Origin of the sequence: Brevundimonas sp. P7753, assembly GCF_013386595.1 — a bacterium.
GTDB classification, from domain to species: domain Bacteria; phylum Pseudomonadota; class Alphaproteobacteria; order Caulobacterales; family Caulobacteraceae; genus Brevundimonas; species Brevundimonas bullata.
Map to the genome: position 1 here is coordinate 1 of NZ_JACARP010000045.1, position 12,227 is coordinate 12,227.

The following is a 12,227-nucleotide window of genomic DNA, read 5'->3' on the forward strand; positions in this document are numbered from 1 at the left end:
CCCGCCGCGCCCAGCGCCGCCGTGGCCGACACGCCCAGCACGCCCGGATCGGCCAGCGGGTTCCTCAGCAGGCCTTGCAGCACCGCCCCCGCCAGCCCCAGGGCCGCCCCGACCATCAGGGCGCAGACCGCGCGCGGCGCCCGCACCTGCCACAGCACCTCGCCCGGCCCCGACGCCGGATCGGCCAGGGCCTGCCCATACTGGGTCGCCGACAGGGCCGTCTCGCCGAACAGCACCGCCCCGACAAGGGCCAGCAGGATGGCCGCCGCCAGTCCGAGGTTCAGGCTCAAATGTCTGTTCATCGCGCAGCCTCCGCCAGCAGGGCCGCCGCGTCCGCCGCGAACCAGGCGGGGCAACTCAAGGTCGCGGCCGGCAGGTCCGCCACCGTCCGCCCCTGCGCGGCGCGCGCCACCACGGGATGCCGCCCCGGCCCGCGCCAGTCCGCCCGCCATTGCTGGAAGAACCCGCGCACGAACAAGGCCGGCGGGCTCAGCGCGATCTTCTCGATCCCCAGCGGCTGATAGCCCGGCCCGCTCACGCCGTTGCGGAACCCCGCCGCCTTCAGAATGGAATCGATCAGCGACCCGGACCCGGTCGTATAGCCGCCCGGCGTGACATAGACGGCCTCGCGTCCGCGCCCCGCGCCTGCCGCCTGGGCCAGCCGCCGGTCCATTTGGGCGATCAGGGCCGCGCCTCGCGTCTCCTGGCCCAGCCCCCGCGAAACGGACCTCAGGTTTTCGCGGACGCCGTCCATGTCGGTGGCGTCACTGATGGCCAGCACCCGCGTCCCGCGCTTGTCCAAGGCCGCTAACAGGCGCGGCTCCCCGCCCCAGTAGCGGACCACGACGTCTGGCTGGAACCCGATGGCCGCCTCCAGCGTCGGGCGAACCCGAGGCCGACCCCGCGCCGCGTCTCGCATCCAGGAATCCGGGTCGTCCGCCCGCGACGACAGGGCCAGTTCGGCCTCGGGCGCTAGGGCGAGAACATACTGGTCGGCGCACTGATCCAGCGACAGCACCCGCAACGGCCGCGCCTCGGCCGCAGCCGGCGTCAGAACCATAAGAGCCGCCAAGGCCCCGAGAACCGCCCTCACGGCCTGAGCAGGCCCGCGAACAGGGCGTCCAGCATCGTCCGGGTCAGATCGTCACGATCCGCCCATTCGAAATAGGGCTTGGTGATCCGGAGCGAGACAATGCCGTGGCCCGACGCCCAGATGACCTGGGCAATGGTCGCGGGATCGCCCTGCATCCGACCAGCCGCCACCGCCTCTTCGACGACGGCGACAAAGGCCCGGAACAGCTCGGCGCCCGTCTCCTGCGCCACCGACTGCGCGCCCTCGCGCGCCTCGACGGGCCGGGTCAGATAGGTCAGCCGATAGGCGTTGGGGTTCTCGAAGCCGAACTTGATATAGGCCTCGATCATTCGCCGCAGCCGCGCCTCGGGCGGCTCATCCTCGGCCAGAATCTGCTGGTGAGACGCGATCAGCGCCTCAAAGGTCCCACGGCAGATTTCATGCAGCATCTCGCTCTTGTCGGCGAAATGCATATAGAGCGCCGTCGACGACAGACCGACCTCATCGGCGATCTTGCGGATCGTCGCGCCTTCATAGCCATGCTCGACGAAGATGCGCTCCGCCGCCGCCAGAATCTCGGCGCGCCGAACATGGCCCTCGCCCTTGGGCTTGCGGGCCGAACGTGGCGTGGGGGTCGAGTCGCCGGGCAATCCAGAACTCCATGACGGGACGCCCACTGCATAGCCGCAACCGCTGCGAATCACCAATCACTTGCCATTCGAATAACGAAGGTATTAGTAACGTCATTCTTAATATCGGTTAACTTTTTACGCTTCAGGGGGAAGGCCTGGAATGCACGGACGTTTCCCCGGGGGGCTGGGCGCCGTCAAATCGGCTGACGCTGCGAAGATCACAGCGACACCCGTGCAGTTGCTGGCGGCGGCGTCGCTCTGCGTCGCCTTGGCGGCTTCCATCATGGCTTGGCCTCGCGTCGGGTCCCTTCTGCTGCTGTTCGTGCAGGTCGGTTTTCTGGCCATTGTGGCATGGCGGCTTCTGACGGTGATCGTCAGTCTGCGTCACCGCGCGGCGCCCATTGCGGCGGCGTCCACTGCGGCCCCTCTGCCGCGCTACTCGATCGTGGTGGCGCTCTATGACGAAGCCGCCATACTGCCGCATCTGGTCGAGCGATTGGCCAACCTCGATTATCCGCCGGACCTTCTGGACGGCTATCTCGCGCTGGAAGCTCACGATCAGGCGACCATCAACGCCGCACGAGCCCTGGCCCTGCCAGACTGGCTTCATGTGCTGGTGGTCCCGCCCGGCGTGCCGACGACCAAACCACGAGCCCTGAACCACGCCCTGAGCGTCGCGCGTGGGGAACTGCTGACCGTCTATGACGCCGAAGACGATCCCGACCCGCTTCAACTCCGTGAAGCCGCCGCCCGTTTCGCGGTCGAGGACGGCGAACTGGTCTGCTTGCAGGCGCCGCTGCGCATCCGTCGTCTGCACAAGGGGCGCGACACCTCGCCCTTCCTGGATCGCCAGTTCGCTGCTGAATATGCGGCCCTGTTCGAGATCACCCTGCCGGCCATGGCGCGGATGGGACTGCCCTTCCCCTTGGGCGGCACCAGCAATCATTTCCGGGTTTCAGCCCTGCGCGCGCTTGGCGGATGGGACGCCTGGAACGTGACCGAGGACGCCGACCTGGGCTTTCGCATCTGGCGTCGCGGCTGGCGGCTGGGCGTGCTCGGCCGTCCCACCTATGAGACCCCGCCGGGCGACCTGGTCCACTGGCTGCCGCAACGCACCCGCTGGCTGAAGGGCTATATGCAGACCCTATTGGTTCATACCCGCTCCGCTTGGGGCATGGGCTGGCGGGGATGGACCGCGATGACCCTGACGCTCGGCGCGGGGCTGGCGTCGGCGGGCCTGCACGCCCTGTCCATCGCCTGGGTCGGCGCCTTCCTTCTGATGACGCTGATGACGGGCCAACTGCTCGCGACGCCCTGGCTTGGCCTGGGCGTTCTGTTGTGCGGCGCGTCGGCGGCCATCCTGACGACAGCCATCGGAGCGCGCCGCGCCGGAGCGCCCTTCAACCCATGGGATATGCTGGTCGCCCCCTTCTACTGGTCGCTGCTCAGCCTGGCCTTCGTCCATGCCTTCGTTCGCCTGATCGCGGAGCCTCATCGCTGGGACAAGACGGCCCATCGACCCGACATCGCCCGCGAAGAATCCGCACAGTTCCTTCAGCCCTTGGTCGCCGACGCTGGACGAGCAGCCGCCTGAGCGCCTATCAGCCGCAGATGGCTCCCGTTCTCTCTTCCACGCCCGAAACCCTCGTCACGCGAGGCTGGTCCGACTATGCGCTGCTGGACAGCGGTCATGGTCGCAAGCTGGAGCGTTACGGCCGCTACACCGTCGTCCGACCCGAGCCGCAGTGCTTCTGGGCGCCGCGCGATCCGGCGGCCTTCGAGCGCGCCACTGCTGTCTTCGATCCGCAGCAGGAAGAAGAGGACGCCGGTCGCTGGCGCTTTGACGCCCACGGCCCCGTCGACGCCTTCCCGCTGAAATGGCGCGACGTGCGCTTCACCGGCCGCTTCACCCCGTTCCGCCACCTGGCCTTCTTCCCCGAGCAGGCGGCCAACTGGGAGTGGATGGACGCCCGCGTTCGCACGCTGAGCCAGCCCAAGATCCTGAACCTGTTCGGCTACACCGGCGTCGCCAGCCTAGCCGCCGCAGCAGCGGGCGCGCACGTCACCCACGTCGACGCATCCAAGAAGTCCGTCGCCTACGCTCGCGAGAACGCAGAACAATCGGGCCTGTCCGACCACCCCATCCGCTGGATCGTCGAAGACGCCCGCAAGTTCGTCGCCCGCGAAGTGCGCCGTGGCTCGAAGTACGACGGCATCATCCTGGACCCGCCGAAGTACGGTCGCGGCGCCAACGGCGAGGTCTGGCGCCTGTTCGAGGACATGCCCGAGTTGCTGAAAGACTGCGCCGCGCTTCTGTCCGACGACGCCTCCTTCCTGCTGCTGAACGCCTATGCCGCCCGCATTTCCGGCCTGTCGCTGGCGCACGCCATGGCCGAGGCCACGCATGATCGCGGCGGACGCATCGACTGGGGCGAACTGGCCCTGTCGGAAGACGGCCCGAACGCCCGCGCCATCGGCCTCAGCTTCTTCGCCAGATGGAGCGCCTGATGTACGAGCGCGTCATCACCTCCCTGACCAACGACACGATCAAGTCGGTCCGCGCCCTGCACATGCGCAAGGAACGCGACCTGACCGGGCGCTTCCTGGCCGAGGGTCTGAAATTCATCGGCGAGGCTCTGGACCAAGGCCGCGCTCCGGTCATGCTGCTGGTCGGCGAAGAGGCCCGGCCACATCCCCTGCTGGACCGCGCCAAGGCCGAGACGATCAAGGCCGGCGGCCAGATCATCGTCGTCACCCACGCCATCCTCGAAAAGATCAGCCGTCGCGACAATCCCCAGACGGTGCTGGGCGTGTTCGAACAGGTCTATACACCGCTGGACGCCATCAAGCCGGACGCCAAGCCCTGCTGGGTGGCGCTGGAGCAGGTGCGTGATCCGGGCAACCTCGGCACCATCATCCGCACGGCGGATTCCGCCGGTTGCGGCGGCGTCATCCTGATCGGCGACTGCGTCGATCCCTTCTCGGTCGAGGCCGTGCGCGCCACCATGGGCTCGGTCTTCGCCGTCACCATCAGCAAGGCGTCGCGCGAGGAATTCCTGACTTGGCGCGCCCAGTGGCCGGGCAGCGTCATCGGCACCCGTCTGGACGCCCAACATGGCTATCGCGACAGCCCCGTGCGCCATCCGGCCCTGATCATGATGGGCAATGAACAGGCCGGTCTGACCGACGAAATGGCCGCCGCCTGCGACCTGAACGTCAAGATTCCCATGCGCGGCCGGGCCGACAGCCTGAACCTGGCGATCGCCACGGGCATCATGGTCTATGCCGTGACCGACGCGGCCTACGGCACGGACATCTAGACTATCAGGTTTCGCCTTCCGTCTTGATCCGGTTCATGCCCAACAGGGCCAGAATGGTCAGGACGGCGGCCACGGCCAGATAGGCCCCCACCGCCTGCAAACCGTAGCGCCCGGCCAGCCAGGTCGCCGCGAAGGGCGCCAGCGACGCGCCGAGAATCCCGGCCAGATTGAAGGTCATCGACGCCCCGGTATAACGCACCGCCGTCGGGAAGGGCCGCGCCAGGGCTGCGCCTAGCGGCCCATAGGTGCAGCCCATCAGGCTGAAACCGATGATGAAGAAGGCCACCACCCCCGCCAGCCCGCCGCCGCCAAACAGCGGGGCCAGAGCCAGGCCGAACAGAGCGATGGCGACCGACGTGACCAGCAGCGTCCTCCCCTGCCCCCAGCGATCCGCCGCCAGGGCCGACAGCGGAATGAACAGGCCGAAGAAGCAGACGCCCAGCAGCTGGATCGGCAGGAACTGTTCGCGGCTATAGCCCATCGCCGTCGTGCCCCAGCCCAGGGCGAAGACCGTCATCAGATAGAACAGGACGAAGGTCGCCAGACCGGCCAAGGTCCCGGTCAGCAAGGCGAACTTGTGCCGCGCCAGCAGGGTCAAGATCGGCGTCTCGACTCGCTCGGCCTTGTCGATGGCGGTCTTGAATTCCGGCGTCTCGGTGATGCGCAGCCGCACCCACAGGCCGACGATGACCAGCAGAGAACTGGCGATGAAGGGAATGCGCCAGCCCCAGGTCAGGAACTGCTCATTGCTCAGCGTCGCCGTCAGAATGATGAAGCTCAGGGTCGACAGGATGAAGCCAATCGGCGCGCCCAGTTGCGGGAACATGCCGAACCAGGCCTTCTTGCCCGGCGGCGCATTCTCGGTCGCCAGCAGCACCGCTCCACCCCATTCGCCGCCGAGCCCCAGGCCCTGCCCGAATCGGCAAAAGGCCAGCAGCAGGGGCGCGATCACGCCGACGGACTGGTAGGTCGGCAGCAGGCCGATGGCCACCGTGGACAGCCCCATGGTCATCAGGGCCGCGACCAGGGTCGCCTTGCGTCCCACCTTGTCGCCGAAATGCCCGAAGACGACTGCGCCGACCGGCCGCGCGAAGAAGGCGATGGAGAAGGTGGCGAAGGACGACAGCATGGCCGTCGTCGCATCCTCGCCGGGGAAGAACAGGGCCGGAAACACCAGCACCGCCGCCGTAGCGTAGATGTAGAAGTCAAAGAACTCGATCGTCGTGCCGATCAGGCTAGCGAACAGAATTCTCCGTTTGGAGGCGACAGGCGGTGAGAGTACAGCGTCGGCCACGCGAAATCCTTGCATTGATGCAAGGTCATTGCGGTGCGCCGCCAACCTCCGTCAAGCGGAGCCTCAGGTCCCGCGCGGTTTGACCCGGTTTGTAGGCGTGGCGTTGGCGGGGTCTTCCGGCCACGGGTGACGCGGATAGCGGCCCCGCATCTCGCTGCGCACCGCCGCCCAGGACCCGGTCCAGAACCCCGGCAGGTCCTTCGTTACCTGCACTGGCCGCCGCGCCGGCGACAGCAGGGACAGCGTCAGCGGAACCCGCCCGCCGCCGACCGTTGGATGGGTCTTGACCCCGAACAGCTCCTGCACCCGGATCTCGACGCGCGGCCCGCCCTCGGCGGCGTAATCGATGCTGGCCGAACCCAACGGCGTGGTCAGACGCGGCGGGGCCAGGTCGTCCAGCTTGCGCTGCAAGTCCCACGGGACCAGCCCGCGCAGCGCCTCGGCCAGCTTGCCGTCGCCGATGTCGCCCAGCGACCGCGCGCCATCCAACAGCGGCCACAGCCAGTCCTCACGTAGGGCCAGCAGACCTTCGTCCGATACATCTGGCCAGGTCGCATCCAGCCTATGAAGGAAGGCCAGCCGCGCCCGCAGCGCGCCCGCCTGCTCGCCCCAGTTCAGGGCCTTCAGCCCGCCCGCCTCGACTTCTGATTTCAGGGCAGCCGTCATGGTCGCCCGATCCGGCGCGCCGACGACCTTCTCGTCCAGGACCAAGGCGCCGATCCGGCGAATGCGACGGATCACCGGCTTGCCCGAGGGTTCACGCGCCAGTCGGTCCTCGACCTCGATCCGGTGGGCCAGATCGGTCTCCAGCGTCGCCGCGTCCAGCGCCGCCGCCAGACGAATGCGGTCGCGCGCGTCGCCGCCGCCGAGTTCCGCCACCGCCAGCCAAGGCTCGCGCGTCATATGTTCGGTTGGATCAAGGAAGGCCCCGCGCCCCGACGCCAGCAGCACCTCGCCCGGCTTGCCGCGCGCCCGCGCGATTCGCTCGGGGAAGGCCTCGGCCAGCAACAGGCCCGCGTCCGCCTCGCCGCCTTCCCCACCGCCCGCCGCCCGCGCCCACCGCTCGACCAGCTTCATGGCGTCCCGCGCCCGTGGCGAGCGATCCCGCTCCAGCCCCTTCAGCCGGTCATGCAGATCAACGGCGTTCCCGCCCAGCCCCGGCTCGCTCAGCACCGCCGCGATCTTCGCCCCGCCCAAGGCGTCGTCCTGATCCGAAGCCACGGCGACCATGTGCGCCAGTCGCGGCGGCAGGGGAATCCGCGTCAGCCGTCGCCCGTGCGGCGTCAGGTCGCCCTTCCCATCCAGCGCCCCCAGCCGGGTCAGCAGCTTCCGCGCCTCGGCCATAGCCCCGGCGGGCGGCGGGTCCAGCAGGGCCAGGCCCTCGACCGACTTCGCCCCCCAACGCGCCAGATCGAGCGCGAACCCGGTCAGGTCGGCTTCCTGAATTTCAGGCCGCTGATGCGCGACCAGCCCCCGCGTCTGCTCCTCGTCCCAAAGGCGGTAGCAGACGCCTGGCTCGACGCGACCGGCGCGGCCCCGCCTCTGTTCGGCCGACGACCGGCTGACCTTGACCGTCGCCAGCCGCGTCAGTCCGCTAGACGGCTCGAACCGCGGCACGCGCGACAGGCCGCCGTCGATCACCACCCGCACGCCTTCGATGGTCAGGCTGGTCTCGGCTACCGAGGTCGCCAGCACCACCTTGCGCCGTCCGGGCGGCGCCGGCTCGATGGCCCGGTCCTGCTCGCCCTTGTCCAGCGCGCCATAAAGGGCGACCACATCGACCGATGGGTCGCGCAACCGCTCGTTCAGACGCTGAACCGTGCGGTGGATCTCGCCCTGTCCCGGCAGGAACACCAGCACCGACCCCGTCTGCTCCCCCAGGGCCAGCATGACCGCCCGCGCCACGGCGTCCTCGAATCGCTCGGCGGCGTTGCGGCCCAGATAGAGGGTCTCGACCGGGAACATCCGCCCCTCGGCCTCGATCACCGGCGCGCCGTCGAGAAGTTTCGACACCCCCGCGATATCCAACGTGGCCGACATGACCAGCAGCCGCAGGTCGTCGCGCAGCACCGACTGGCTTTCGCGCGCCAGGGCCAGGCCCAGATCGGCGTCCAGACTGCGCTCGTGAAACTCGTCGAACAGGACCGCGCCGACGCCGTCCAGCCCCGGATCGTCGAGAATCATCCGAGTGAAGACGCCCTCGGTGATGACTTCGATCCGCGTCTCGGGCCCGATCCGACTCTGAAGACGGGTGCGATAGCCGACCGTGCCGCCCGCCTTCTGGCCCAGGGTCGCCGCCATCCGGTCCGCCGCCGCCCGCGCCGCCAGCCTGCGCGGCTCCAGCACCAGCACCTTCTGGTCGCCCAGCCACGGCTGATCCAGCAGGGCCAGAGGCACGACCGTAGTCTTGCCCGCCCCCGGCGGGGCGGCCAGCACGACCGCATGGGTCGCGGCCAAGGCCGCTTTCAGCGGTTCAAGTACGGCGTGAATCGGCAGCATCACATGGGCTCTAGCCGCAACGCCCCGGTTCACGAAAGCGTCGTCTCTGCTTCATCCAACCGAAACCGCGTTGCGCGCGGCCCTTCGGATGGTTAGCGTCCGCCCCCAAGAAGGCAGCCCGGGGAGGGCCTGCCGTGTACATCGATGGGGGCGCGACTACATGTCCGCAAACGGCGTAAAGCCAACCGGCAACCGACTTTTCCTTAGAAAGTCCATTGCCCAGATCCAGAAGGAAGCCGCCAAGAGCGAGCTGAAACGGACGCTGGGTCCAATCAATCTGATGAGCCTGGGCATCGGCGCCATCATCGGCGCCGGCATCTTCGTGCTGACGGGTCAGGTGGCCTCGGCCAACGCCGGTCCGGCCATCATGCTGTCCTTCGTGGTCGCGGGCATCGCCTGCGGTCTCGCCGGTCTCTGCTACGCGGAACTGGCCTCGACCATGCCAGTGTCCGGCTCGGCCTATACCTATGCCTACGGCACCCTCGGCGAGGTCTTCGCCTGGATCATGGGCTGGCTTCTGGTGCTGGAATACGGGGTCGCCGCCTCGACCGTGGCGGTCGGCTGGTCCGGCTATGTCGTGTCGATCCTCAGCGACTTCGGCATAAGTCAGCAGATATTCCCGTCCATACAGTACGCAGGCGGCGAAGGTCCCCAATGGGCCACGCCTCTGGTGCAACTGGTCCAGAACGCCGGCGCGACCTCCTTCCCGATGACGGGCACCTTCAACCTGGTGGCGGCCGTCGGCATCGCCGCCGTCTGTGGTCTGCTGGTGCTGGGCGTGTCGGAATCGGCGAACATCAACAACGCCATCGTCGTCATCAAGATCATCGTTCTGCTGACCTTCATCGCGGTCGGCATCCAGTACATCAACCCCGACAACTGGGTCCCCTTCATCCCTGAGCCCACGGGCCAGGCAGGTCAGTTCGGCGTGGGCGGCATATTCCGCGGCGCGGCCATCATCTTCTTCGCCTACGTCGGCTTCGAGGCGGTTTCGACCGCTGCGGCCGAGGCCAAGAACCCGTCCAAGGACGTGCCGATCGGCATCCTGGGCGCCCTGTTCGTCTGCACCCTGATCTACATGGCCGTCGCCGCCGTCATGACCGGCGTCGTCCCCTACCTGGAACTGGCCTCGCCGGCCCCCATCGCCGTCGCCATCGACCGCATGGGTCTGGAGTGGGCTAACGTGCCCTTGGCGGCCTCGCCCAGCGGCCAGCTGAACCTGATCGCCTTCCTGATCAAGATCGGCGCCGTCACCGGCCTGTCCTCGGTCATGCTGGTGCTCTGCTACGGCCAGACGCGCGTCTTCTACACCATGGCTCGCGACGGGCTCCTGCCCAAGGCCTTCGCTCAGGTTCACCCCAAGTTCCGCACGCCCTGGATCGGCACCATCGTTCTGGGCATCCTGATCGCCATCGCGGCCGCCTTCCTGCCGATCTCGATTCTGGGCGACCTGGTGTCTCTGGGCACGGCCACGGCCTTCGCCATCGTCTGTCTGTCGGTCATCGTGCTGCGCGTGAAGCATCCCGAAATGCACCGCCCGTTCAAGGTTCCTGGCGGTATCGTGACGGCGGTTCTGGGCATCTGCGCCTGCCTGTTCCTGGCCAGCCAGAACCTGATCCCGATGTTCCAGCATGCAGCCGAGGACAATCCTCTGCCGCTGATGCTGCTTGGCGGCTACGCCGTCATCGGCGCCATCATCTATGGCGTCTATGGCTTCTGGAACTCGAAGCTGGCCAAGGGCATCGACATTACCGAGGACACCACGCTGGAAACGGCTGTGGAAGCTCTCGGCCACGGCGTCGACAACAAGAAGGACTGATCCCCGGATCAGTTCCGGCCTTAAGCGGCGTAAGCGATAGGCCAACAAAAACATGGCCTCAAGCAGCGCAAGCGCGATAGGCCACAAAAGCGAGAAAGGCCCCGGAGCGATCCGGGGCCTTTTTTGATGCGGTGCGACTTATGCCGGTTGCCCAATTCCGCGCCCTCGCCTACAGGCTTTCGCCTACCTATGCGGATGTGGCGGAACTGGTAGACGCACCAGATTTAGGTTCTGGCGCCGAGAGGCGTGGAGGTTCGAGTCCTCTCATCCGCACCACAGGTCTTCACCAAGGATAGAGATCGGCCAGCACCGCCGGGATCAAATCCGGCAGGTCCTCAGCGGTCAGTCCCGGCCCAAAACGATGCGCGGCGTCCGCGTGCATCCAGACCGCCGCACAGGCCGCGTCGAAGCTGTCCATATGCTGGGCCAGCAGTCCGCCGATCATGCCCGCCAGCACGTCGCCGCTGCCCGCCGTCGCCAGCCAGGGCGAACCGTTGCCGTTGACGACGCAGCGCCCGTCAGGCGCAGCGATGACCGTTGCGCCGCCCTTCAACACAAGGACCGTGCCGGCACGCGTGGCGGCTTCTATGGCTGCGGGCTCCCGTCCTTCAGCGAGCAAGCCGGGAAACAGCCGCTCGAACTCCCCTTCGTGCGGCGTCAGCACGTCGTCGCGATCCAGACAGGCGAAGAGGTCGCCGGGTCGATCCCGGAACAGGGTCAGGGCGTCCGCGTCGATCACCAGATCAGCCCCCGTCCGCCCCAGCGCCGCGACATTGGCCGCTGTGGCGTCTGTAAGGCCCGCCGCGGGGCCGATCACCACGGCGTCCATGGGTTGGGCCAGCGTCGCCAGTTGGTCGGCTGTGGCGAAACTGGCCAGCATGACGGCTTCCAGCGTCGGGGCCAGCACAGGCGCGGCGTCCAGCGGGCAAAACACCTTCACCAGACCCGCTCCGATTCGCAGCCCGGCCCGCGCCGCCAGTCGCGCCGCCCCAGTCGACAGGGCGCCGCCGGACACCACGCCCAGCCGGCCGCGCGCGTGCTTGTGCGCCTCCGCGCCCGGCCAGGGCAGCCGGCTTCGCCATGTCATGGGGTCGTTGATCGGGTTCATGATCGAATTCCGTTCACGGATGGCCTCTGAGCACGAAAATTGCTTGCCTTATTGTGCAATGCAATGTCCCTTTACGACCCGAGCGTCGGACCAACCAGGGAGCCGGCTCGGGACTCGCCATGAAGAAGATTGAAGCCGTCATCAAGCCATTCAAGCTGGATGAAGTAAAAGATGCTCTCCAGGATATCGGGGTGCAGGGCATGACCGTGCTGGAAGCCAAGGGATATGGCCGCCAGAAGGGTCATTCCGAGCTTTATCGCGGCGCCGAGTACGTCATCGACTTCCTCCCCAAGATCAAGATCGAGGTCGTCGTTGCCGACGATCTGGCTCCCGCCGTGATCGACGCCATCCAGACCGCAGCCCGCACCGGCAAGATCGGCGACGGCAAGATCTTCGTCTCCGCTTTGGAAGACGTGATCCGCATCCGTACCGGCGAAACCGGCGCCCAGGCGATCTGACCACCACCCTCACGGCCGTCCCTTC

The 12,227-nt window shown here is 67.6% G+C and carries 11 protein-coding genes and 1 tRNA gene; 6 read left to right on the forward strand and 6 right to left on the reverse strand.

Going from position 1 to position 12,227, the window contains the following annotated elements; translation table 11 throughout:
* The 3 genes from HX774_RS09875 to HX774_RS09885 all read right to left on the reverse strand — a co-directional run.
* A partial coding sequence (locus tag HX774_RS09875; RefSeq protein WP_178826431.1) for an iron chelate uptake ABC transporter family permease subunit occupies positions 1-302 on the reverse strand: 302 nt, incomplete at its 3' end.
* Entirely contained in the window at positions 299-1,060 is a 762-nt protein-coding gene (locus tag HX774_RS09880; RefSeq protein ID WP_178826433.1) for an ABC transporter substrate-binding protein, read from the reverse strand. The genes HX774_RS09880 and HX774_RS09875, both read right to left, overlap by 4 nt.
* Positions 1,061-1,089: 29 nt before the next feature.
* The gene (locus HX774_RS09885) at positions 1,090-1,722 is read right to left on the reverse strand and encodes a TetR/AcrR family transcriptional regulator (protein WP_178826435.1); all 633 of its coding nucleotides are present in this window, start codon (positions 1,720-1,722) and stop codon (positions 1,090-1,092) included.
* 142 nt (positions 1,723-1,864) lie between these two features.
* On the opposite strand from HX774_RS09885, the gene HX774_RS09890 reads away from it, so the two are divergent.
* From HX774_RS09890 to HX774_RS09900, 3 genes are read left to right on the forward strand one after another with little or no spacing between them, the layout of a single operon-like run.
* The gene (locus tag HX774_RS09890; protein ID WP_255500332.1) at positions 1,865-3,298 is read left to right on the forward strand and encodes a glycosyltransferase; all 1,434 of its coding nucleotides are present in this window, start codon (positions 1,865-1,867) and stop codon (positions 3,296-3,298) included.
* Positions 3,299-3,315: 17 nt separating this feature from the next.
* A complete protein-coding gene (locus HX774_RS09895; RefSeq protein WP_178826437.1) occupies positions 3,316-4,212 on the forward strand; it encodes a class I SAM-dependent methyltransferase in 897 nt (298 codons plus the stop codon).
* Positions 4,212-5,024, forward strand: a complete 813-nt coding sequence (locus HX774_RS09900) for an RNA methyltransferase (protein WP_178826439.1) — start codon at positions 4,212-4,214, stop codon at positions 5,022-5,024. Before HX774_RS09895 ends, HX774_RS09900 begins: the two co-directional genes overlap by 1 nt.
* A 4-nt stretch (positions 5,025-5,028) precedes the next feature.
* Here HX774_RS09900 and HX774_RS09905 read toward each other — a convergent pair whose 3' ends face one another.
* Both HX774_RS09905 and hrpB read right to left on the reverse strand, forming a co-directional pair.
* Positions 5,029-6,318 (reverse strand): MFS transporter, encoded by a 1,290-nt coding sequence (locus HX774_RS09905; RefSeq protein ID WP_370523469.1) that lies wholly within the window; start codon positions 6,316-6,318, stop codon positions 5,029-5,031.
* Between the two features lie 63 nt (positions 6,319-6,381).
* Complete coding sequence (hrpB, locus tag HX774_RS09910; protein WP_178826443.1) at positions 6,382-8,817, reverse strand: ATP-dependent helicase HrpB; 2,436 nt, start codon at positions 8,815-8,817, stop codon at positions 6,382-6,384.
* A 160-nt stretch (positions 8,818-8,977) separates the two neighbouring features.
* Here hrpB and HX774_RS09915 point away from each other — a divergent pair, with 160 nt between their 5' ends.
* Entirely contained in the window at positions 8,978-10,636 is a 1,659-nt protein-coding gene (locus HX774_RS09915; RefSeq protein ID WP_114817036.1) for an amino acid permease, read from the forward strand.
* Between the two features lie 191 nt (positions 10,637-10,827).
* Positions 10,828-10,912, forward strand: a tRNA-Leu gene (locus HX774_RS09920).
* A 7-nt stretch (positions 10,913-10,919) separates the two neighbouring features.
* Here HX774_RS09920 and HX774_RS09925 read toward each other — a convergent pair.
* The gene (locus tag HX774_RS09925) at positions 10,920-11,744 is read right to left on the reverse strand and encodes an NAD(P)H-hydrate dehydratase (protein WP_178826445.1); all 825 of its coding nucleotides are present in this window, start codon (positions 11,742-11,744) and stop codon (positions 10,920-10,922) included.
* Positions 11,745-11,863: 119 nt separating this feature from the next.
* Between HX774_RS09925 and HX774_RS09930 the strand changes: the two genes are divergently transcribed.
* Positions 11,864-12,202: a P-II family nitrogen regulator gene (locus tag HX774_RS09930; protein WP_114817034.1), complete on the forward strand. Its 339-nt coding sequence runs from the start codon at positions 11,864-11,866 to the stop codon at positions 12,200-12,202.
* Positions 12,203-12,227: the final 25 nt, after the last annotated feature.

Excerpts from the sequence above, each read along its gene's own strand:
- HX774_RS09880 (WP_178826433.1), bottom strand. The coding sequence starts at position 1,060 with ATGGTTCTGACGCCGGCTGCGGCCGAGGCGCGGCCGTTGCGGGTGCTG.
- HX774_RS09890 (WP_255500332.1), top strand. The coding sequence starts at position 1,865 with ATGCACGGACGTTTCCCCGGGGGGCTGGGCGCCGTCAAATCGGCTGAC.
- HX774_RS09895 (WP_178826437.1), top strand. The coding sequence starts at position 3,316 with ATGGCTCCCGTTCTCTCTTCCACGCCCGAAACCCTCGTCACGCGAGGC.
- HX774_RS09900 (WP_178826439.1), top strand. The coding sequence starts at position 4,212 with ATGTACGAGCGCGTCATCACCTCCCTGACCAACGACACGATCAAGTCG.
- hrpB (WP_178826443.1), bottom strand. The coding sequence starts at position 8,817 with ATGCTGCCGATTCACGCCGTACTTGAACCGCTGAAAGCGGCCTTGGCC.
- HX774_RS09915 (WP_114817036.1), top strand. The coding sequence starts at position 8,978 with ATGTCCGCAAACGGCGTAAAGCCAACCGGCAACCGACTTTTCCTTAGA.
- HX774_RS09925 (WP_178826445.1), bottom strand. The coding sequence starts at position 11,744 with ATGAACCCGATCAACGACCCCATGACATGGCGAAGCCGGCTGCCCTGG.
- HX774_RS09930 (WP_114817034.1), top strand. The coding sequence starts at position 11,864 with ATGAAGAAGATTGAAGCCGTCATCAAGCCATTCAAGCTGGATGAAGTA.